The following is a 21,361-nucleotide window of genomic DNA, read 5'->3' on the forward strand; positions in this document are numbered from 1 at the left end:
TAAGTCGGTTTGCGTACCGTGACCATTGCCGTTTACCGTGCTCCGCGTTCTCATTGCGGCAAACCTGCGGAGTTCTGATGCGACTACTGCCGATCGCGTTGACGTACTTCCTCGAAGTCGCCCGCACCGGCTCGGTGTCCGAGGCGGCGACGGAACTGACGGTGGCGCCCTCGGCGATCAGCCGTCAGATCGCCAAACTCGAAGCGGGTATCGGGGTGCCGTTGTTCGTCCGGCATCCGCGCGGCATGGTGCCGACCGAGGCCGGGACCCGGCTGCTCGACCACGTCCGCCGCAGCGAGGCGGAATCGGCCGTCCTCGTCGACGAACTCCGCACCGGCCGCGGGCTGCACGCCCGGTCCCTGACGGTCGCCTGCTCCGAAGGATTCGCCCGCCGCGTGGTCCCGCAGGCCATCGCCGCCTTCCGGCGCGACCACGACGTCACGTTCCACATCGATGTCGTGACCAGGGAAGAGGCGACGCGCCGGGTCCTCGAAGGCGCGGCCGACGTCGCCGTCACGTTCGCGACCGGGCCTCAGCACGGGGTGCGCGTCGAGAGCGCCGTCGTGGTCCCGGTGTACGCGATCGTCCCGCTCGATCATCCACTGACCACTCGTGACTCCGTAGGACTCGCCGAACTCTGCGCGCATCCGCTCGCACTTCCCGCGCCCGGGCAGAGCCTGCGCGACCTGTTCGACATCGCCGCGCGGATCGAGAACCTCACCGCGCATCCGGTGCTGGAGTGCAACGAACTGAGCCCGAAGTACGAATTCGTCCGCTGTGGCGGCGGGATCGCCCTGGTCGGCGGGCTGGGTGACATCGAACGGGACGCGGCCACCGAAGGGGTCGCGTACGTGCTGCTCGACAACGCCGTGTTCCGCAAACGCGAAGCCCAGGTGCAGACCATGGCCGGGCGGACATTGTCCTTGGCGGCCATGCGGTTCACCGCGCTGCTGACGTCGTTCGTCCGCCCTCCGGTCAGCCGATCAGCACTCCCGGATTGAGGATTCCCGCCGGGTCGAGCGCCGACTTGGCGGCGGTGATCGCGGCGGCGAACGGATCGGGACGCTGCCGGTCGTACCAGGGCCGGTGATCGCGGCCGACGGCGTGGTGATGGGTGATCGTGCCGCCATGGCCCGCGATGGCCTCGGAGACGGCGGCCTTGATCTCGTCCCATTGGGCGACCGTGCTCCCCCAGCGCCCGGCGGCGTAGATCCCGTAGTAGGGCGCGGGACCGTCGGGGTACACGTGACTGAACCGGCAGGTGACGACACCCGCGCCACCGCACACCGCGTCGATCGCGGCGCGGGCCGCCGAGGTGATCGCGTCGTGGAATTCCGGGAAGCCGTCCCACGTGCACGCGGTCTCGAAGGTCTCCACGATGAGGGAGCGGCGGGCCAGCGCGTCGCGTTGATAGGGCATCCGCAAGAACGACGATCGCCAGGCCGAGGCGCTGTCCTGACCGGAGGATTCCCTGCCGCGCCTGGCTTTCACGACACCGCCGTGGCCGGCGGTCAGTTCGAGCGAGCGGTCGAGCCAGGTGTCGACCGGGTGATCGGCGGATTCGAACGCGACGAGCAGGAGGCCGCCGCCCACACTCGCGCCCGCGTTGATGAACGCCTCCGCCGGGTCGAGCAGACGGCAGTTCGACGGGTACAGCCCGGACTGCGCGATGGCGCGGGTGGCGGCGACGGCGTCTTCCTGCCGTTCGAAGGCGACGGACGCGGTCACCTGCCAGACCGGCCGGTCCTGCAGGCGCATCCAGGCTTCGGTGATCACGCCGAGCGTTCCCTCGGAGCCGAGGAACATCCGGTCCGGCGAAGGGCCGGCGCCCGATCCCGGCAGGCGCCGCGATTCGCTGATCCCGGCGGGCGTGACGACACGCAGCGCTTCGGTGAGATCGTCGATATGCGTGGCGAGGGTGGCGAAATGCCCGCCCGCGCGGGTGGCGAGCCAGCCGCCGAGGGTCGAATGGGCGAACGACTGCGGGAAATGCCGGAGGGTCAGCCCCAGCGGCCGGAGCCGGTCTTCCAGCGCCGGTCCGAAAATCCCGGCCTGGATCCGGGCCGCGCGGCTGACCGTGTCCACTTCGAGCACCTCGCCGAGACCGGCCAGATCCATCGAAACCGCGGGGCCGTCGAACCGCGGCTCGACCCCGCCGACCACGGAACTGCCGCCACCGTAGGGAATCAGCGGGATCCCGGAGGAGGTGCACCAGTCCAGGAGGTCGACGACGTCCTGTTCCGTACGCGGGCGGGCGACCAGATCCGGGACGTGGTCGAGCCGTCCGAGCAGGTTGCGGACGACGTCGCGGAACGCCTTGCCGCGGGCGTGGGACAGCCGGTCGACCGGCACGTCACTGCACAACGCGGCGAGCGCCGCGGGCGGCCGGATCCTCGGCGCCGGGAGGTCGAGATCCGCGGGGTCCGGTGGCGCGTGATCGGTGAAGTCGTGGCCGGGCAACACACCCGAGGTGCGGGCGACCAGCGCGTCGGACTCTTCCTTGGACAGTTCGCCGTCGGTGGTGCCCCAGCCCCACCACGAACGCTCCTCGGCCGGCATCGTCGCCTCCGTTCGATCTGACTCGATAGTAAGTTACTTGCGAGTCAATTCTCGTGTCAACGCGTGAACCTCTCCCGGCCTCCGGCACCTTCAGCGGCTTCGCGCGCCTGCCTCCGCGCAGGCGCCGCGAAGACGGATAGCGTCGCTCCATGACATCCGGCCCCGAGCGGCCCCCTCTGATCTACCTCGACGTCGACGGCCCGCTCATCCCGTTCGGCTTGGAGCCGTCGCACTACCCGTCGTTCGAGCCTTTGCCGCAACACGACGAGAACCCGCTTCTCGGCAGGCTCGACCCTTCGCACGGACCGCGGCTGCGGGCCCTCCCCGGCGAACTCGTCTGGGCCACGACCTGGCTGCACGACGCCAACGACTCCCTCTCCCCCAGGCTCGGCCTGCCCCGCCTGCCCGTCGTGGACTGGCCGGAGCCGTCCGACAGCGACGAGTTCGACGCCCGCATCGGCCTGCACTGGAAGACCCGTCCCCTCCTGGACCACGCCCAGGGTCGCCCGTTCGCCTGGATCGACGACGAGATTTCCGGCCTGGATCGCGACTGGGTGTCCGGCCACCACGCCGGACCGGCCCTGCTGCACCGCGTCGATCCCCAGCGAGGCCTGACCGGCGACGACTACCGCGAACTCGACGAGTGGCTGCGGGAATCCCGCCGCTCCTGACACACCGGACAGCTCTTCCGCGCAGGACCGATTCGACGCCTTCGACGCTTTACAACGTTGTATCAACGATGTAAAAACATCCTGACGGCCAGCCGTGGCCCGGCTCACACCGGTTCCCACCGGCCACGGGGTCGTGGTTTCACGCCTGCACAGGTCCAGTGGGAGGCGCACCTCCGCCGAGGCGGCCGCCCCCGGAGAAGGGTGTCGAGCAGATGTTGCCAACGTTGTCACCACAACGCCCCCGGAGGCCGAGACGCTTCCGGAAACCCCTGACCGCCGCGGTGGTCGCCCTGACCGCCCTGGCGTTGACGTCGGGGGCCGCGACGGCCGCGGAGAGCGGCTGGAAGATGGGCAAGCCACGCCTGACCACCCCGTGGACGAACCAGGTTTCGCCCGCCAACGCGTTGCCCGAGTACCCGCGGCCGCAGCTGGTGCGCGAGAACTGGCAGAACCTCAACGGGGTCTGGGAGTTCGCCGGCGCCGCGCCCGGCGAGGTCCCGCCCTTCGGCGAGAAGCTCGCCGAGAAGATCCTGGTCCCCTACCCCACCGAATCGGCGCTGTCCGGGATCCAGCGGCACGAGGACTTCATGTGGTACCGGCGCACGTTCACCGTGCCCCGGAACTGGAACGTCGGCAAGGACAACACCCTCCGGATCAACTTCGGCGCGGTCGACTACAAGGCGAAGGTCTACGTCAACGGCAAGGAGGTCGCCGCGCACCAGGGCGGCTACGGCGCGTTCTCCGCGGACGTCACCTCGGCGCTGAAACCCCGGGGAGAGCAGGAGATCATCGTCGGCGTCGAGGACCGCACCGACGCCACCTGGCAGCCCGTCGGCAAACAGCGCCGCGTCCCCGACCGCGGGATCTTCTACGAAGGCGCCTCGGGTATCTGGCAGACGGTGTGGATGGAACCGGTCGCGGCCAAGCACGTCGGCACGCTCGGCATGGTCCCCGACCTCAAGTCCTCCACGCTCAAGCTCACCGTCGACACCGGAGGGAACTCCGGGCTGACCGTCGAGGCCGTGGTCCGCGACGGCCGGAAGGTGGTCAGCCGCAGCACGGCGTCCGCGGCCGGGACGATCTCGCTGCCGGTGCCCAAGGCGAAACTCTGGTCACCGGATTCGCCGTTCCTCTACGACCTCGACGTCGAACTGAAGGACGGCCGCCGCACCGTCGACAAGGTGTCGTCCTACTTCGGCATGCGTGAATTCGGCACCGCGAAGGGCGCCGACGGCAAACTCCGGTTCACCCTCAACGGCAAGATCCTCTTCCTCCAGTCCACTTTGGACCAGGGCTACTGGCCGGACGGCATCTACACCGCGCCGACCGACCAGGCGCTGCGGTTCGACCTCGAACAGCACAAGGTCCTCGGGTTCAACACGGTCCGCAAGCACATCAAGACCGAACCCGACCGCTGGTATCACCACGCCGACAAGCTCGGCCTGCTCGTCTGGCAGGACATGCCGTCGATGCGCACCGGCGGCCGCCCGCCCGTCGACGCCCAGCAGCAGTTCAAGGCCGAGCTGAGGGAACTGGTGGAGCAGAAGAAGAACTGGACCTCGATCGTCGGCTACGTGCCGTTCAACGAAGGCTGGGCGGAGTGGTCGCGCGAGGAGACCGGCAAGGTCGCCGAGAGCGTCAAGGCCCAGGACCCGACCCGGCTGGTCAACGCGCACAGCGGGGTCAACTGCTGCGATTCGCTCGGCGACTCGGGTAAGGGCGACGTCCTCGACTGGCACGCCTACCCCGGCCCCGCGAAGCCGATGCCCGACGCCAAGCGGATCTCGATCGACGGCGAGCACGGCGGCTACGGTCTCGAGATCGAGGACCACATGTGGTTCGGCGAAGGACACGCCTACGAGATGGTGAAGGACCAGGCGACCCTGAACAGCCGCTACGTCCAGAACCAGCGCGACGTGCTCGCGGCGGCACAGAGCTGCGGTATCAGCGGCTCGATCTACACGCAGATCACCGACGTCGAGCACGAGGTCAACGGCTTCTTCACCTACGACAGGCAGGTGAAGAAGATGGACTTCGCGCAGGTGCGGGCGGTCAACCAGGCGATCATCCGCAACGCCGACGGCAGCGGATCGGGCGCGCCCGATCCGGGCCCCGGCACTCCCGGGATCGACGGTGTGCACGCCTACAAGTTCGACGAGGGCACCGGATCCAGCGCCAAGGACTCGGTCGGCACGGCGCACGCCACACTGACCAACGCGCAGTGGGCAGGCGGTGTCCAGGCCGGTGCGCTGGCCTTCGCGGGCAACGGGCAGGCCGATACCGGGGCGAACCTCGTCAACACAGCCGGGAGCTACTCGGTTTCGGCGTGGGCCAAGCTGGATGAGGCGAGCGGCGCGTTCCAGACCGTCGTCAGCCAGGACACCGGCCGCGACAGCGCCTTCTTCCTGCAGTACTCCGGGCAGGACCAGCGGTGGGCGATGAGCTTCGTCGGCCTTCGCGCCCTGTCGCCGGAGAAGCCGGAAGTCGGTCGCTGGTACCACCTGACCGGCGTCCGCGACGCGAAGGCGGGCACGTTGTCGCTGTACGTCGACGGCACGAAGGTCGCCTCGCAGAACGCCTGTTCGGCCGCCCCGAGCACCGGGCACACGGTCATCGGCCGCGGCCAGTACGGCGGCCAGCAGGTCGACTTCCTGCGCGGCGCGGTGGACGACGTCCGGTTCTTCGACCGGCCGCTGTCCGACGCCGAGGTCGCGACGCTCGCGAAGCGCGACTGAGCCCGAGCACGCGGCGCCGGGTCACTCCCGGCGCCGCGTGTCCGTCACCCATTCCCGCACGATGTCGCCGAGCACGGGCAGCGGCACCTGCCCGTTCCTCAGCACCACGTCGTGGAAGTCGCGGATGTCGAACGCCTCTCCGAGCTGTTCCACGGCGAAGGCGCGCAACCGCTGGATCTCCAGCCTGCCCGTCATGTACGACAGCGCCTGCCCTGGCCATTCGATGTAGCGGTCGGTCTCCGACTGAACCTCGACATCGCTGAGCACGCAATGTTCGGCGAGGTAGTCCACGCATCGCTGCCTGCTCCAGCCCAGCGCGTGCAGTCCGGTGTCGACGACGAGCCGCGCGGCGCGCAAGGAATCTTCGGCGACCATGCCCAGCCGCATCACGTCGTCCGAGTACAGCCCCATCTCGTCGGCGAGCCGTTCGGTGTAGAGCGCCCAGCCCTCGTCGAACGCCGACAGCGGGACGAGTTTGCGCAGCCGCGGCACGTCGTCGAGTTCGAAGGACACGCAGGCCTGGAAATGGTGCCCTGGAACGGCTTCGTGGAAGGCGACGGACTCGGCGATGAACCGGAACCGCTCGGTCACCCGGTAGGTGTTGGTGGAGTAGACGCCGGGACGGCTGCCGTCCGCCGACGGCGGCATGTAGTACGCCTGCGCGGCCGACGGCCCGTCGGCTTCCGGCACGGGGCGCACCACGCATTCGGCCGACGGTATCCGCCGGAACCAGCCGGGCGCGGCGGCCGCGGCCCGCGCGACCGCTTCCGACGCGGTCGTGATCATCTCGTCCGCGTCCCGCCAGCGCAGCGACGGATCGGTGCGCATCCGCAGCCGGACCGCGGCGGGATCGTCCTCGCCGAACACGGCCGCGCCGAGCCGCCGGTACTCCTCGTCCAGCGCCCGGCCGAGTTCGAGACCGGTCTCGTGCAGTTCCTCCGGCGAGATCCCGGTGGTGGTGTGCGTCTTGACCAGGCCGGCGTAACTCTCCTTGCCGCCCTCCAGCCAGCAGAGGCCCGGCCGGTCGTCGGGGCGGCCACGTCCGGCGATCTCCCGGACGAGCACCTCGCGATAGGCGACAAGCGCCGGCCGCACCCGCTCGGTGAACAGCCGCTCCCGTCGCGCGACACGGTCGCCGGTCAGCGTCGGGACGAGCACCGGGTGGCGTTCGGCGGCCAGGATCCGGTCCAGGTAGTCGACGGCGTTACGCACCGCGCGTTCCGCCGGCGTCCGGCCCGCCGCCACCCCGGCCCGGTGGCGCTCGGCCAGTGCCGCGAAGAACTCCGGGAACGCCGCCAGCCTGGCCAGATAGTCCTCCTCCGCCTGTTCCCCCGACGGCTCCAGCTGCGGAAGCCACGCCAGCGCCCCGATCCCCTCGGCCACCATCGGATCGGCGAGGATGAATTCCGTCAGCCGCGAATCGAGCCTGGTCAGGAGCGATTCCGCGTGATGGGCGACGACCCCGAGGGTGATCCGGTCCGGATCGGTGGACCGCGCGGCCTGCCCGGCGATCCGGACGGCCCGCTCCCGCAACCGGTCGTCGCCCGCCTCCGAAACGTCCCGCAGTTCGTGGTCGTGCCCGGGGACGTTGTCGAACGTCGCCATCAAAGGGAGTTCGGTCGCGAGGACGTCGAGGAGTTCGTCGGCCAGCTCCGCCGCGGTGGGCTCATCGCTCATGACCGATGACTACCAGACCGGACCCGGCGATCGCTGGCAGATATTAGCAATCGCAAAGCGGGTTCCTCGAGATCGAGGCGTACGCCACAACCTCCACATAGTAGGACTTCCTACTTTTAGGGTGGCTTGGTGAACGACGTCCAGTTCCTTGTCGAGAGCGGAATCGGCCGGATCACGCTGAACCGGCCGCGTGCGCTGAACTCGCTGAACCACGGCATGGTGCTCGCCATGCTCGACCACCTCGAAGCGTGGCGCGCCGATCCCGAAGTCCGTGCCGTGCTGATCGACGGCGCCGGCGATCGCGGGCTCTGCGCCGGCGGCGACATCCGCGCCATCTACGAAGACGCGCGCGGCGGCGGCACCGCGTCGTTGCGGTTCTGGGCCGACGAGTACCGGCTCAACCTCCTGATCTCGCGCTACCCCAAGCCGTATCTCGCGCTCATGGACGGGCTCGTGATGGGCGGCGGGGTCGGCGTCTCCGCGCACGGCAGCCACCGGATCGTCACCGAACGCTCCCGCGTCGGCATGCCCGAGACCGGCATCGGTTTCGTCCCCGACGTCGGCGGCACGTATCTGTTGTCGCGGACTCCCGGCGAACTCGGGACGCATATCGCGCTCACCGCCGGGGCGATCTCCGGGCCCGACGCGATCCACTGTGGACTCGCCGATCACTTCGTGCCCAGTGAACGGATCCCGGACCTGCTCGACGCACTCGCGTCGCGCCCCACGGACGCCGCGCTGGAGCTGATCTCCGAGCCCGCGCCGCCGAGCGCGCTGGCCGCGGACGCCGCCTGGATCGACCACTGCTACGCGGCGGACACCGTCGAAGAGATCCTGGCCCGGCTTCACGCCGGGGGTGACGCGGCCGCCACCGCCGCGAAGGAGATCGAGGCGAAGTCGCCGACCACGCTGAAGGTGACCCTGCGGGCGCTCCGATCGGCGGCGGCGATGCCCGACCTGGGAACCGTGCTGGCTCAGGAATACCGGATCTCGGCCCACGCACTCTCGACCGCCGAGTTCGCCGAAGGCATCCGGGCACAGATCATCGACAAGGACCGTGCGCCGAAGTGGTCGCCCGCCACTCTGTCCGAAGTGGACGAAAGGATCGTCGACGCCTACTTCTCCTGACCGGTGATCGCCCGGTAGAGCGGCCGTAGCAGGGCGGTGACCGATTTCCCGTCCACTGTGGCCTTGAGCGGCGGGACCTCGTCGAGCAGTCCCAGCGGATCCCCGGCGGCCGGGCGTCGCCTGTTCGTGACGTCCCCGGCCGGGCCCCAGCCGAAGAAATCGTCCATCACCTCGTCGAGCACCGGTGTCTCGTCTTCCGCGGCGGGAGCTGTCACGCGCGCACCCGCCTGCCGTCCGATCTCTTCGAGCAGGGTCGCGCGATCGCGGCCGCGGAGCGTGAAGATCGAGAACGGATCCGTGTCCCCCTCGAGGGCGATCAGGCTCGCGACGAGGTGATCGCACGGGACGCGGGTGCCGGGACACGTGCAGTCCAGCGACAGTTCCCACGCCGCCTCGGGGAACAGCGGCACCTGCTCGGCGGCGAAGAAGCGATCGATGCCGTCCGGGACCCGTCCGTCGAGCAGGGCGGCCCTCGTGGGCTCGTCCGCGACGACGGCGGCGACGACGGCCGTCCACACCTGTTTGCCGAACGCTGGCAAACCGATCCGGACCTCGTAGAACCGTTGCCTGGTCACCCGGACCCTGGCGACGGCGGCCCCCGGCCCGAGCGTGAACGTGTCGACCGTGCAGGGCGGCACGAGTCCTCTGTGGACACCCAATTCGTCGAGCGCCCGGCGGAATCCCTCAGTCATCGGCCGCCTCCCGGCCGAGCGTGAAGACCTCGCGCAGCGAATCGGTGGACAGCTCGGTGAGCCAGTCCTCCCCGTCGGTGACGACGAGATCGGCCAGCGCCTCCTTCTTGGTGATGACGTCGTCGATCCGTTCCTCGATGGTTCCGGGACAGACGAACTTCCGCACCTGGACGCTGCGCCGCTGGCCGATGCGGAACGCGCGATCGGTGGCCTGTTCCTCGACCGCCGGATTCCACCACCGGTCGAGATGCAGGACGTGGGTGGCGGCGGTGAGGGTCAGCCCCGCTCCCCCGGTCTTCAGCGACGCGAGCAGGATCGACGGGCCCTCGCCCGACTGGAAGTGCTCGACGATCGAGTCTCGGCGCCGCTGTGACAGTCCGCCGTGCAGGAAGGCGATCTTCACGTTCAGCCGGTGCGAGAGATGCGGCACGAGCAGGTGGCCGAACTCGGCGAACTGGGTGAAGCACAGCGCGCGGTCGCCCGAGTCCAGGATCTCCGCCAGGAGTTCTTCGAGCCGGTCGACCTTGCCGGAGCGGTGCCCGATCGGCGAACCGTCGTGCAGCAGATGCGCGGGATGGTTGCAGATCTGCTTGAGCTTGGTGATCGCGGCGAGGATGTTGCCGCGCCGTTTGACCCCGGCGCTGTCGGCGATCTTCGTCATCATCTCGTCCACGGTCGCGCGGTACAGCGTCACCTGTTCGCGGGTGAGCCGGTATTCCTGCAGGATCTCGATCTTCTCGGGCAGGTCCTCGAGGACGGTGGGGTCGGTTTTGAGGCGCCGCAACAGGAACGGCCGGGTCAGCCGGCGCAGCTCAGTGGCCGCGGCGAGGTCTCCCCGGCGCTCGATCGGCACCTCGAACCGCTCACGGAACTCTTGCCTGCCACCGAGGACGCCGGGGTTGAGCAGATCCGAAAGCGACCACAGGTCGGCGAGCCGGTTCTCCACCGGCGTCCCGGTCAGCGCGACCCGGTGCCCGGCCGGGATCCGGCGCAAGGCCTGTGCGGGTCCGGTGTTCTGGTTCTTGACCGCCTGCGCCTCGTCGAGCACGAGCCGGTGCCAGCGGATGCCCGCGAGTTCGTCGGCGTCGCGGGCCGCGGTCGAGTAGGTGGTGACGACGAGATCCACGCCCTCGGCCCGCACGCGGCCGCGCTCGGCACCGTGATGGAGGTGGACACGCAACTCCGGGGCGAATTTGGCGGCTTCCCGCTGCCACGTCCCGAGCAACGACATCGGGCAGACCAGCAGTGTCGGCCCTGTGTCGCCGTGCGCCCTCTCCCTCGCTTCGAGCGCGAGGAGCTGGACGGTCTTGCCCAGCCCCATGTCGTCGGCGAGGCAGGCGCCGAGCCCGACCGACGTCATGAACGAAAGCCAGGCGACACCACGGCTCTGATAGGGCCTCAGCGTCGCCACGAAGGTCGGCGGCAGCTCGACCGGCTCGATCGTGCGCTGGATTCGTCCGGCGAGGAAGTCGTCGATCCAGCCGTCGGTGGTGACTTCGGTGACCGGCAACGGCGCTTCGAAGCCGCCGCGGAGCAACTCCAGCAGGTCCGCCGGGGTGGGCAGCGGCGGTTTCTCGCGGCCCGGATCGCGGCGGAGGTACTCCAGGCCCGCGCGCAGCAGCTCCGGGTCCACGCTCACCCACCGGCCGCGCAGCCGCACCAACGACGACTTCGCGGCCGCGAGCCCGGCGAGTTCCTCGTCGGTCAGCGCGTCCTCCCCGACCGCGAGCGCCCAGCGATACGAGGCGAGCTGATGCCGCCCGAGCCGGTGCACGGCGGCCTGGTCGACCGGCGCGCCGCGGACGGACAGCTTCAGCGCGAGCTTCCGCCTGCCGCCCCAGCTCGCCGGGAGCTGGACGTCGAATCCGGCCGCGACCAGCTGTTCCGCGCCGCCATCGAGGAACTCCACGGCTTCGGCGACAGTGAGGTCGTAGGTGCCCGGCCTCTCGGCCTCGACCGCGGGGCCGAGCAGCGGCAGTACCCCGGCGGCACGCTCCAGCTCGGCGGCGAAGAGACCTTCGGGTCGGTGAACTTCGCGCCCGCCTTGCCGGACCAGACGTCCTCGGCCGGGAGCAGGAGACTGGGGTCGGCCGCGGAGCGCAGGAGGAAACGCAGCTGCCACTTGGTCCCGTCACCGGTCTGGTCGTCCGGATCGTCGGCCGGGCCGTGCAACGTCGGAACCTCGTCGAGCCGGAGGCAGACCGTGCCCTCGGTGAGGTCCGTGTCGCCGATCGCGTCCCACGCCGCGATGCCCTCGGCGACGATCCCCATCCGTCCCGGCGACTGCGTTACCCGGTCATCGGCGCTCTTCAGCGCGTGGAGCCACGACCCGAACGGTCCTTCGCGCCCGTCGCTTTCCGTGGCGAGCCCGGCGGCACCCAGCCGATCGCGGACCGCGGCGTCGACCAGGGTGTGGAGGGCGTCGGTGACGAGCGCCGCCGGATCCGGCCCGGGATGTTCGGCCCGGCCGACCGGTGGGGTGGCCGCGATCAGCGCCCGGACCGCGACCGCGTCACCACCCCTGGCCACCGGACGCCAGCGCGCCCGCGCCACGATCTCGTTCCGCACGAGCGTCGGCAGCACCCGGCCGCGGCGGACCAGGTCGTCCGCCAGCCGGACGACGGCACGGAGATGGCGGACCGAAGTGCCGTAGCCGACCGTCTCGGCCAGGTCCTCCAGCTCCGACGGGTCGATCAGGAGCGCCGGCACCGACCAGGGTTCCAGCGTCGGTTCCGGCTGCGGACGGCCCCGCGCGCCCAGCTCGGGCGAGGCGATCGGGCCGCCGCGCCGCGACGGCAACAGCAGGACTGCCGTCGCCGGCTTGCCGGGATGCAGGGCGGTCAGATCCGCCACCGACGCGGCGAACGGATGCGGCCGGGCCGCGCTCGACGGCCGCATCGACGTCGTCGCCGGGCGGGCGCCGTGTTCGCCCCAGAGCACGATCCCGCGGCCACGGGACCACAAGCCGTGCACGACCAGTGGCGACATGTTCCCCCTCTCCGCGGTCTGGTCCCTCCAGCATGCCCGGCCCCGATCAGCGGCCGGTCAGCGAGGGGCCCGGCTGCTACGGTCCTCCCGATGGAAACGGTCCTGGACACGATCGATCCGCGCGAGGCGCTGACCATCCTCGGCCCCTCGAAGGGCAAGCACCGGGGCGGCGACGTACTGGAATCCGGTGCCACCTGGCCGGAGCCGATGCTTCGCGCACGGGCAGACGTCCTGGCGATGTCCAAGGTGGACGATGGCGGACTGCTGCCCGCGTGGCAGCGCTACAACGGGAACTTCTACCGCAACGTCGGCGGCGCGCTGGGCGAGGCCGCCGCGTCCGGACGGTTGCTGATCCTCAGCGGCGGCTACGGGATCCTGCGCGCCGACGAGCCGATCTCCTACTACGACCGGAAACTGCGGCTCAGTGACTGGCCGCCAGGCGTGCTCGCGGACGCCGTACTGGGGGAAGCACGCCGGATCGGCGCGACGAAGGCGGTCACGTTCGTGTCCGCCAGCGCCGACTACGCGAAACTGGCCCGGCGGATCCCCTGGGATATCGAGGCCTTGCTGGTCACGATCGAGTTCCATGGGGGCGGTGCGCAGGTCGAGGTGCCGCGGCGGCTGGCACAGGCGTTCAGCGCGTGGTGGCGCCGGTCGCCGTCGGACTATCCGGCCGGGATGGTCGTGGAGGAGCTGGGCTGACTCACGGCCAGCGCGCTTCGGAAAGCACGCGCGCGGCCTTGAGGAACGCCTTGCGGTCGGCGGCCGACAGCTGACCGAGCAACCGTTCCTCCTGCTCCTGGATCCGGGCTTGAGCCGACCGCCGCGACGCGCGGCCCGCCTCGGTGATCCCCAGCAGCCGGACCCGGCGGTCCTTCGGATCCGGCTCGCGGGTGATCAACCCGTCCGCTTGGAGGGCGTCGAGGGTGCCGATGATCCGGGTCTTGTCCGCGCCGATCGCCTTGGCGAGGGCGGCCTGCGTGCGGACGGGCCCGTCGTCGAGGGCGCTCAGCACCACGTAGCCCCACATGGTCAACCCGTGCTCGGCCAGCACCGGCGTCTCGGCGTTCATCAGCCGTCGCATCAGCCCACCGAGCATCGCCGCCAGATCCGGCCTCCCCTGCTCCGCCATGCGCAGACCATACCGACCGGAGTTCCGGTACCGGTTGACGAACTCGTATGCATATGTAGATGATATGCACATGCCTATTGATGAACTCCGCATCCTCGACGCCATCGTGACCCGGGCCAGCCTGGATCTCGTCACCAAGATCACCCCCGCCGACCTGGCGAAACCGACACCGTGCAGCGCCTGGACCCTGCACGGCCTGCTGGCGCACATGGCCACCCAGCATCACGGCTTCGCCGCCGCGGCCGAAGGCGAAAGCCACCTCGACCATTGGCGGCTGCTCCCGCTGGGCGACGACCCCGTCGGCACCTACCGCGCCTCGGTGAACCGCGTGCTGAACGCCTTCGTCCCCCACGACCTCGCCGACCGGAAGTTCGCCCTTCCCGAGTTCTCCACCGAAGTCACCTTCACCGCGGAGCAGGCTCTCGGCTTCCATTTCGTGGACTACCTGGTGCACTCGTGGGACGTGGCCAAAACCCTCGGCCTGCCGATCACGTTCCAGCGAGAGGTCCTCGACGCCGGGCTGCGGTTCGCCAAGGCGATCCCGGACGGAAAGAGCCGGAACGCGCCGGGAGCCGCTTTCGCACCGGCCGTCGACGCGACGGGACAGTCCGATTTGGACACGATCATGGCCCTGCTGGGTCGCTCCCCATCGTGGCCGGACGAGGTGGTCCCCCACAGGAACCTCACGCCGCGCTCTGCGTGAGAACCGCTGCTCCATCGGCTCGATGTCGACCGGCATCGGTGTGACGGCCGGTGACAGGGGCCAAGACGTGGTTCACCGTCGGAGGATGGACCATTCGCTGGACGCGTTCCGTGGCCGGCTGTTGATCCAATGCCGGTCGGCCACGGTGGCGTCTGTCCTCGACATCGCCGAGCAGACCGGCGCGGGTCTCGTCCTGACCGGTGCCTCGCCCGAGAACACCGTCCGGCGGCTTCGGGACCGGAGGTTCGACGGCCCGATCCTCTGCGACGCCGACCGGTATTCGGGCAGGCGCAGAATCAGTGCGGGCCGAGGCACCCACCCTGCCTGGATCCGCCGCCAACGCGACCTCGGCTTGGTTCCCCTGACCGACTCCGGCTACCTGGCGCCTCGCAATTGGACGGGACTGAAGGCGATTCTCCAAGCGGCGAGCAGGGAGCCGGCACCCACCGTCGCAGTACTCCCCATGTCCACACGATGGTTCGCCACAGCGGCGATCTGTGCGGCGCTGGTACGGGAGATCAACCGTTACGCCGTGCCCGTCGCGCTCGTACTCGAGCACGAAGCCGATCCATTCGGACGCCAGTACCTTCTCAAGGGCATCCTCCGGCTCTTGGCCGCCGCGACGGCTCCGGTCCTCTTGTTGCGGTCCGACGTCTCCGCGGTCGGCGCGCTCTGCCACGGCGCCCACGCCGCGGCCGTCGGCACGATCGGCGCGCTTCGCCATCTCTATCCCGTCACAGCCCGCGGCCCGCGACGTCCGATCGGATCGTCAGCGTTCGTGACGCGCCTTCTCGGCTACCACCGACTCGAGACCTGCAAGGAGGTCTTCGCCGACACACCCGACCTCGCCCATCTCTGGACCTGCGATTGCCCCGTCTGCGGAGGAGCGCCACCAGACCGGCTCGGCACGGCCGACAACCCGGGTGTGGCAGCCGCCCGTCATTCGCTCTACTGCGTCCTCGACCTTCACGCGGAGCTCTTCCGTGGCCTGAGAACTCGCGAGCAACTCGTCAGTTCGTGGCACGAAGCGTGCAGCCACGCCCTCTACATCCACGATCAGGTCGCCGAGACCGCCGACCGCTGGCGAAAGCCCGCCAATCTCCGCACGTTGAACGCGATCACCGAAGACCCGCTGCCGTATCGCGACCGAATCCCCGGACAACCCGTGGAGCATGGACCGCGAGTCACCCCGCCGCATCGGCGCGAGACCCTCGCACCGACTCGAGAATCCGGGCGGTGACGAGGTCGGGCTTCTCCAACGAGAGCCCATGAGTCGCCTTGGGCACGACCTCGACCTCGATGTGCGGGCTCAGTGACCCGAGCCGGGACGCCACCGCGCGAGCGTCGTGGATGACACTGCGCTCGCCGACGACGATCCGGGCGGGTACGTCGATCGCCGCCAGCTCGTCATCGCCGAACAGGTGCAGCTCAGGAAGATGCTGCTTGTACTTGAGCGCGGCGAAGAGCAGAGGTCGCACGGTGTGCCGCACGTCCGGATCTCCCGACGCCACCAGCCGCAGGAGCCACTTGGGCAGGAACCAGCGGAAGATCTCGCGGAAACTCCACCAGATGAAGCTCCGGCCGATCACGCCGAACCCCGCGGCTTCGATGGCGACGACACCGGCGATCCGAACGGTGGACCGCGTCGCGAGATTCAGCGCCAGCCAGCCACCCCTCGAAACACCGGCGAGATGGACCTTTTCGTGGCCTGTTCCCGCGAGCACGCCTTCGACGACCTCGGCGAGCCAGTCCGCGCAGTCTTGCGCGGACTCGAGCGGCGCGGTCTGGATCGATCGCCCGGGCTCGCCGAGGGAGTCGACCGCGTGGACCCGGTACCGGACGGCGAGTTCGGCGATATGCGGATACCAGGACAGTGACGTGCCCATCCCGCCGGAAAGCAGCACGATCGGCGGGCCGCCCTCCGGGCCGGAGCTGCGAACTCGCGTCGGGCCGAATCTCGTGTCGACGTCCAGCTCTTCGGCGGGAACCGGCCACTTCCGCAGAACCTCGTCGTAGACGGCGAAGAAACGCTCCTCGGCCTTCTTGTCGGTGAACTCCCCCAGCATCGGGCCTCCTCGGTTTTATGGTGCACTTGCACCATAACAGTGGGTGGCCATTTCGGCCACCCCTCACCGGCATGGCAGAGTGACCGCGTGCCGAAACGTGTGGACCACCAAGAGCGCAGGCGCGAGATCGCGGAGGCGCTCTTCCGGATCGCCGCCGCCCAAGGACTGCAGGCGGTCACGCTGCGTGCGGTGGCCGCGGAGGCGGGCATCTCGATGAACCTGGTCCAGTACTACTTCCCGACCAAGGAAGAGATGCTGCGCTTCTCCTGGCAGCGGATCGTCGAGCTGACCATGGAGCACGCCGGGAAGACCATCGGCGAGGCGATGAAGTCGGAGGACGAGCGCACCATCGTGCGCGCCTATCTGACCTCCGTCCTGCCGGACGGCGAGCGCGCCCGCATGCTCTCCGCCGTCCAGATCGCGTATTTCGCCGTCGACGTCACACGCGGGAGCCAGGATCCCGATCAGGAACCGCTTCTGCCCCACCTGGTCCACGCGATCACCGAGCTGCTTCGCGCAGCCCAGGAGAAAGGCGACGTTCCCGCCCGCCTCGACCCCCGTCTCGAGGCGGACTCCCTCGCGACGATGTCCGCCGGCCTCGTCACGGCGATCATGGTCGACGCCTACACGGCCGAGCGCGCGTCGGAGATCGTCGACTACCGGCTGGACGGGGTGTTCAGCGGCGCTCGATGAGCGCTTCGATGCCGTCCAGGATGCGACCGAGACCGAACTCGATGTCCGCTTCCTCGATTCCCTCTTCGGCGTACGCCTCACCGGAGATCACGGCGGCGACGCGGATATAGCCCCGCTCTTCGAGACGCGGCCCCAGGAACGAGCCGAGCGCCCGCACCTGATCGGAAGGGCTCGCGTTCACGTCCCGAAGCAACGACGCGGTGCTGCGCACCCATCCGTCGACCAGCACCGCGCAGCCCGTGACGTCCTGGGCGCCCAGTCCCGAATCCGCCATCCCCTCAAGGAAGTTCTCCAGCCACCCCAAGAGATTCGGCGTACTGGGCGCGCGCCGCACCGGCAGGTCGATCAGCCACGGATGACGGCGGCAGCGTTCCAGGAGCGCGCGGGCCCAGGCCGTGACCGCGGCGCGCCAATCGCCGGGCGCCGGCTCCGGCGGCGGCCCCCAGGCCGCTTCGGCCACGAGCACGAGCAGTTCCTCTTTGGAGCTCAGATACCGGTAAAGCGCGTTCGCGGTGACGCCGAGGCGTTTGGCGATCGAAGGCATGGACAGTCCCGCATAGCCTTCCGCGTCGGCCTGCGCGATGGCCGCGTCGACGATCTGGTCGAGGCTGTATCCCGGTTTCGGCCCGCGCCGGGGCGCCGGGGCGTGCCCCCAGGCCAGCGCCGTGCCCGGCGGCAGCAACTCGATCTCGACGTCGTCCATCGGGGCATTGTTGCACCCAAAACCGGTAAAGGCATACACTGTTCATGGCATACACAGTTACGGCATGATTCGGGGGATCGACCATGACCGAACCGACCAGGCGGAACGTGCTCCGCGGGGCGGCCGCGCTCGCCATCGGCGGAACCGCCGCGAGCTTCGGAAGCAGCACACCCGCCTTCGCCGCGCAGGCTCCGGCGAAACCGCACTACCCGTTCCTCGAAGGCGCGTTCGCGCCGGTCGCCGAGGAGGTGACCGCGTTCGGCCTGCCGGTCACCGGCCGCATCCCGAGCGATCTCTGCGGGCGGTACCTGCGCACCGGGCCGAACGTTCTCGGCCTCGAAGATCCGCGCGCCCACCACTGGATGCTGGGTGAGGGCATGGTGCACGGTGTCCGGCTGCGCGACGGCAAGGCCGAGTGGTACCGCAACCGCTGGGTGCGGTCGTCCGGGGTCGCGGCGAAACTCGGCGAGCGGTACCCATGGCCCGTGCCCGCCGAGGATTTCGCGCCGAACACGCACGTGATCGGCCATCACGGCCGCATCCTCGCCCTGCAGGAGTCGGGCGCCCCGCCCTACGAACTCGACGGCGAGCTGAACACGGTGGGGCCCTTCGATTTCAGCGGTTCGCTGGAAGGCTCCTACACCGCGCACACCAAATTCGACGCCCGCGCCGACGAGTTGCACGCGGTCACCTACCACCCGACCTGGGACCACGTGCGGCATCTGATGGTCGACCGGACCGGCCGTGTGGTGCGGACCACCCGCATCCCGGTCACCGACAGCCCGATGATGCACGACTTCGGCCTCACCGAGAACTACGTGGTCGTCTTCGACGTGCCGGTCACCTTCGATCCGCAGCCGGGCAAGGTGGTGCCGTACAAATGGAACACCGATCACCCGGCCCGGGTCGGGGTGATGAACCGCGACGGAGGCCCGGTCCGCTGGTTCGCGGTGGATCCGGTCTTCTACTCGCACACGCTCAACGCCTACGAGCAGGGCTCCACGGTGGTGGTCGACCTGACCACGATGCCCGCGCCGTTCGAGGTGGCCGGTAAGCAGGGCTTCGGCGGTCCGTCGGCGTCGGGCCCGCCGGTGCTGGAGCGCTGGACGATCGATCTCGCGCAGGGCCGGGTCCGGCGCCGCGTTCTCGACGACCGGCCGCAGGAGTTCCCGCGGGTCAACGAAAGCCTGGTGTCGCGACGGCACCGGTACGGCTACTCGGCCTCTCCCGGCGAACTGTTCGACGTCTACCTGGACAAGCCGTCCGGCTCCTTCGGCAACGCGCTGATCAAGCACGACCTGCGGAACGGGCGCTCGGAAGTGCACCGATTCGGCAGGGGCGCCGACGCGAGCGAAGCGGTGTTCGTGCCGTCTTCCCGCGGCAAGGCCGAGGACGACGGCTACGCCCTCGCCTACGTCAACAATCCCGACCGCAACGCGTCGGACCTGGTGATCCTCGCCGCCCAGGACTTCACGGCGAAGCCCTTGGCGCGTATCCACCTGCCAAGGCCGGTACCGCTGGGCTTCCACGGAAGCTGGGTCGCCGACTGATCGAGAGGGCTGTCGCCGGGAGCCCCGGCGACAGCCCTCTCGGTTTCACACTCCGGTGAGCACCTCCTCCAACGCGGCGGCGGAGTCCGGATACCGTTCGAGCAACGCCAAACCGGTGGGTGCGGTGCTCCCCCACGGCTCGTCGCAGCCCAGCAGACCTGCCACCGCGTCACACGCCGCCGGATGCGCCGCCAGCAGCGCGAGGCCGCCGCCCTTGGTCTTCCTTGTCACCGCGCGGGGTTCCGGCCGGCTCTTCCAAGGCGGAACCCATTCGTCCAGCGCCGCGAGGCGGCCGGGGAAGATCCGTCCGGCTTCCCGTACGAGCAACGGCACCAGCTCGGCTCCCCGGGACCGCAGCGTGGTGATCAACGTCGGCAACCACGGCAGCAGCAACCTGTCCGGGAGCTCGGCGAAGGCGTTCGATACCGCTTCGACGACGAAGTCCGCCAGTCCCGGCGCCGGCTCCAACGCGTGCACGAACCCGCTCAGGTAGCGCGGATATGCGGGCAGCACCATCGGGTTCGCCAGCAAATCGGCGCACCGCTCCCGCAGCTCCGCACGGGAGAGACGACCGAGCTGCACCTGCGCGGCCCACAGCAACGCCACCTTCGACGGCTCCTGCGGATGCGATCCGACGATGGCCAGCTCCAGCTGCGTGCGGTCGCAGCCCAGCGACAAGGCGAGCGACTCCATGCTGAACAGGAAGCCCAGCATCGCGGCGACCTGCTCGACACCGGCTTCCTCGTCGGCGAAGGCCGCCGGGAGCAGCGTGCAGTAGTGCGCGTACCCCGTCCTGACGAAGTCCTCGATCCATCGAGGCAGCACCGGTTCGCTGGTCCGGTAGTGCGCCAGCAGCCTCCGCACCCGTCGCAGCACTTCCGGAGCGCCGTCGACGGTGCGTTCGGTGGCCAGCACCTCCAGCGCACGCGTCCCCAGCTCCCCCGCGAGGCGGGCGCTGCGCAGGTAGAGCGTCGCGTCTTCGACCGCGCCGAGCACCTTCGCGGCGGTGGCGTGCGGATGGTAGGCAGCGCGCCGAAGCCGTTGCTCCAGCACCTGTTCGACGCTGACACCCTCGTAGCCCAGCTCGATGAGGGCCCGTTGGTGCGTACCCAGCGCCAGATCCCATGACTCCTGGATCGGCCGCTCACCGAGCCGCCGCTCGCCCATGATCGGCCTCGCCGCACCGTGCGGCATCAGGTAGCGCAGCATCCACAGCAGATCGGAGCAGGGCTCCAGCTCCGGCCTCGACGCGATGTCGAGCAGCGCCCGTTGCACACCGCGTTGCTGCAGCTTGAGGTTCAGCGGCTCCAGCCTGTCGTGCACGTCGCGGGCCAACGGCGGCAACGCGTCGTACCCGACCTGGCCGATCCGGTCGCCGCCCATCATGATCTCGACGAGGCGGCGTACGTCGCGCCTGCCGGGCACGACGTCCTTCTCGATGCAGGTGACCGCCGCGTCCTGGAAGTCGTACGGTGTCGGCTTGGCGCGGTCGCGCATACCCGCCAGCAGGATCGAGGTCTCGAAGACCGCGATGGCGTCGGCCGTCGAGGCCAGGTACCCGTTCCGACGCGCCGCCCGCACGATCTCGACCGACCAGCCCAGCAGCTCCGCTTCGTTCAGCCTGTCGAGCACAGGGGGCCGTTGCAGGAAGCCGGAAAGCTGGTCCGATGGATCCACTACCACCGGATCCGGTGTCGGCGCGGGCAGCTCCGCGGCCTTCTTCCGCTTCGGCCCGCCCACCTGGCCTTCCAGCTGGAACTGCTTCACCTTGGTGCGTTTGAGGTTCTTGGCCCACTCGGTCGCGGCGATCGACACCGATCCCCCGGCGAGCCCGAACTGTGCCTCGATCGAGGCGTGGCTCGACGGGATCAGCCCGTACTGCCAGGTGCTCTCGCTGCGCGGGCTGATCACGAACCCGTCGGTGCCTTCGACGCCGAACTCCGCGACCCGGCTGGCCGCGTGGAAGGCGCCGCAGATGTAAAGGCAGTCCGCCGGGTCCGCGCCCGAGGCGGCAAGGTGCTCGCGCATACGGGTCCACATGTAGCGTTCGCGATCTTCGTCCAC

The 21,361-nt window shown here is 69.7% G+C and carries 18 protein-coding genes; 9 read left to right on the top strand and 9 right to left on the bottom strand.

The window, feature by feature from the left end:
• Window positions 1-77 precede the first annotated feature (77 nt).
• Window positions 78-1,001 (top strand): LysR family transcriptional regulator, encoded by a 924-nt coding sequence (locus tag MJQ72_RS10980; protein WP_240599098.1) that lies wholly within the window; start codon window positions 78-80, stop codon window positions 999-1,001.
• Here MJQ72_RS10980 and MJQ72_RS10985 read toward each other — a convergent pair.
• A complete protein-coding gene (locus MJQ72_RS10985) occupies window positions 976-2,559 on the bottom strand; it encodes an FAD-binding oxidoreductase (protein ID WP_240599099.1) in 1,584 nt (527 codons plus the stop codon). The two genes, MJQ72_RS10980 and MJQ72_RS10985, sit on opposite strands and share 26 nt — an antisense overlap.
• A gap of 149 nt (window positions 2,560-2,708) precedes the next feature.
• Between MJQ72_RS10985 and MJQ72_RS10990 the strand changes: the two genes are divergently transcribed.
• Both MJQ72_RS10990 and MJQ72_RS10995 read left to right on the top strand, forming a co-directional pair.
• Window positions 2,709-3,230 (top strand): HAD domain-containing protein, encoded by a 522-nt coding sequence (locus MJQ72_RS10990; RefSeq protein WP_240599101.1) that lies wholly within the window; start codon window positions 2,709-2,711, stop codon window positions 3,228-3,230.
• Window positions 3,231-3,442: 212 nt separating this feature from the next.
• Window positions 3,443-5,965 (top strand): LamG-like jellyroll fold domain-containing protein, encoded by a 2,523-nt coding sequence (locus MJQ72_RS10995; RefSeq protein ID WP_396426936.1) that lies wholly within the window; start codon window positions 3,443-3,445, stop codon window positions 5,963-5,965.
• 21 nt (window positions 5,966-5,986) lie between these two features.
• On the opposite strand, the gene MJQ72_RS11000 is transcribed toward MJQ72_RS10995, so the two are convergent.
• Entirely contained in the window at window positions 5,987-7,642 is a 1,656-nt protein-coding gene (locus MJQ72_RS11000) for a DUF885 family protein (protein ID WP_240599102.1), read from the bottom strand.
• Window positions 7,643-7,771: 129 nt separating this feature from the next.
• Between MJQ72_RS11000 and MJQ72_RS11005 the strand changes: the two genes are divergently transcribed.
• Window positions 7,772-8,770 carry an enoyl-CoA hydratase/isomerase family protein gene (locus tag MJQ72_RS11005; protein ID WP_240599103.1) on the top strand — a complete coding sequence of 333 codons (999 nt, stop codon included), beginning with the start codon at window positions 7,772-7,774 and terminating at the stop codon, window positions 8,768-8,770.
• On the opposite strand, the gene MJQ72_RS11010 is transcribed toward MJQ72_RS11005, so the two are convergent.
• Genes MJQ72_RS11010 through MJQ72_RS11020 form a run of 3 tightly spaced genes read right to left on the bottom strand, consistent with a single transcriptional unit; the run spans window position 8,758 to window position 12,450 of the window.
• Window positions 8,758-9,462: a hypothetical protein gene (locus tag MJQ72_RS11010; RefSeq protein ID WP_240599104.1), complete on the bottom strand. Its 705-nt coding sequence runs from the start codon at window positions 9,460-9,462 to the stop codon at window positions 8,758-8,760. The two genes, MJQ72_RS11005 and MJQ72_RS11010, sit on opposite strands and share 13 nt — an antisense overlap.
• Complete coding sequence (locus MJQ72_RS11015; RefSeq protein WP_240599105.1) at window positions 9,455-11,371, bottom strand: DEAD/DEAH box helicase; 1,917 nt, start codon at window positions 11,369-11,371, stop codon at window positions 9,455-9,457. The genes MJQ72_RS11010 and MJQ72_RS11015 overlap by 8 nt, the downstream gene beginning before the upstream one ends.
• Window positions 11,275-12,450, bottom strand: coding sequence for a hypothetical protein (locus MJQ72_RS11020; protein WP_240599106.1), 1,176 nt, complete (start codon window positions 12,448-12,450; stop codon window positions 11,275-11,277). Before MJQ72_RS11020 ends, MJQ72_RS11015 begins: the two co-directional genes overlap by 97 nt.
• A gap of 90 nt (window positions 12,451-12,540) precedes the next feature.
• Between MJQ72_RS11020 and MJQ72_RS11025 the strand changes: the two genes are divergently transcribed.
• Window positions 12,541-13,152: a hypothetical protein gene (locus tag MJQ72_RS11025; RefSeq protein WP_240599107.1), complete on the top strand. Its 612-nt coding sequence runs from the start codon at window positions 12,541-12,543 to the stop codon at window positions 13,150-13,152.
• A gap of 1 nt (window position 13,153) precedes the next feature.
• Here the strand turns inward: MJQ72_RS11025 and MJQ72_RS11030 are convergent, their stop codons facing one another.
• Window positions 13,154-13,582, bottom strand: a complete 429-nt coding sequence (locus MJQ72_RS11030; RefSeq protein WP_240599108.1) for a MarR family winged helix-turn-helix transcriptional regulator — start codon at window positions 13,580-13,582, stop codon at window positions 13,154-13,156.
• Between the two features lie 70 nt (window positions 13,583-13,652).
• Between MJQ72_RS11030 and MJQ72_RS11035 the strand changes: the two genes are divergently transcribed.
• Both MJQ72_RS11035 and MJQ72_RS11040 read left to right on the top strand, forming a co-directional pair.
• The gene (locus MJQ72_RS11035; protein ID WP_240599109.1) at window positions 13,653-14,285 is read left to right on the top strand and encodes a TIGR03086 family metal-binding protein; all 633 of its coding nucleotides are present in this window, start codon (window positions 13,653-13,655) and stop codon (window positions 14,283-14,285) included.
• A gap of 85 nt (window positions 14,286-14,370) precedes the next feature.
• Window positions 14,371-15,525, top strand: a complete 1,155-nt coding sequence (locus MJQ72_RS11040) for a hypothetical protein (protein ID WP_240599110.1) — start codon at window positions 14,371-14,373, stop codon at window positions 15,523-15,525.
• Here the strand turns inward: MJQ72_RS11040 and MJQ72_RS11045 are convergent.
• A complete protein-coding gene (locus tag MJQ72_RS11045) occupies window positions 15,470-16,351 on the bottom strand; it encodes an alpha/beta fold hydrolase (RefSeq protein ID WP_240599111.1) in 882 nt (293 codons plus the stop codon). The two genes, MJQ72_RS11040 and MJQ72_RS11045, sit on opposite strands and share 56 nt — an antisense overlap.
• 87 nt (window positions 16,352-16,438) lie before the next feature.
• On the opposite strand from MJQ72_RS11045, the gene MJQ72_RS11050 reads away from it, so the two are divergent.
• Window positions 16,439-17,044 (top strand): TetR/AcrR family transcriptional regulator, encoded by a 606-nt coding sequence (locus MJQ72_RS11050; RefSeq protein ID WP_240599112.1) that lies wholly within the window; start codon window positions 16,439-16,441, stop codon window positions 17,042-17,044.
• On the opposite strand, the gene MJQ72_RS11055 is transcribed toward MJQ72_RS11050, so the two are convergent.
• Complete coding sequence (locus MJQ72_RS11055) at window positions 17,028-17,747, bottom strand: TetR/AcrR family transcriptional regulator (protein ID WP_240599113.1); 720 nt, start codon at window positions 17,745-17,747, stop codon at window positions 17,028-17,030. The genes MJQ72_RS11050 and MJQ72_RS11055 overlap by 17 nt on opposite strands.
• Before the next feature lie 83 nt (window positions 17,748-17,830).
• Here MJQ72_RS11055 and MJQ72_RS11060 point away from each other — a divergent pair, with 83 nt between their 5' ends.
• Window positions 17,831-19,297, top strand: a complete 1,467-nt coding sequence (locus MJQ72_RS11060) for a carotenoid oxygenase family protein (RefSeq protein WP_240599114.1) — start codon at window positions 17,831-17,833, stop codon at window positions 19,295-19,297.
• A 45-nt stretch (window positions 19,298-19,342) separates the two neighbouring features.
• Here MJQ72_RS11060 and MJQ72_RS11065 read toward each other — a convergent pair whose 3' ends face one another.
• On the bottom strand, window positions 19,343-21,361 hold the full coding sequence (locus MJQ72_RS11065) for a DUF5682 family protein (protein WP_240599115.1): 2,019 nt from the start codon (window positions 21,359-21,361) through the stop codon (window positions 19,343-19,345).

The organism is Amycolatopsis sp. EV170708-02-1 (assembly GCF_022479115.1).
Taxonomy (GTDB): domain Bacteria; phylum Actinomycetota; class Actinomycetes; order Mycobacteriales; family Pseudonocardiaceae; genus Amycolatopsis.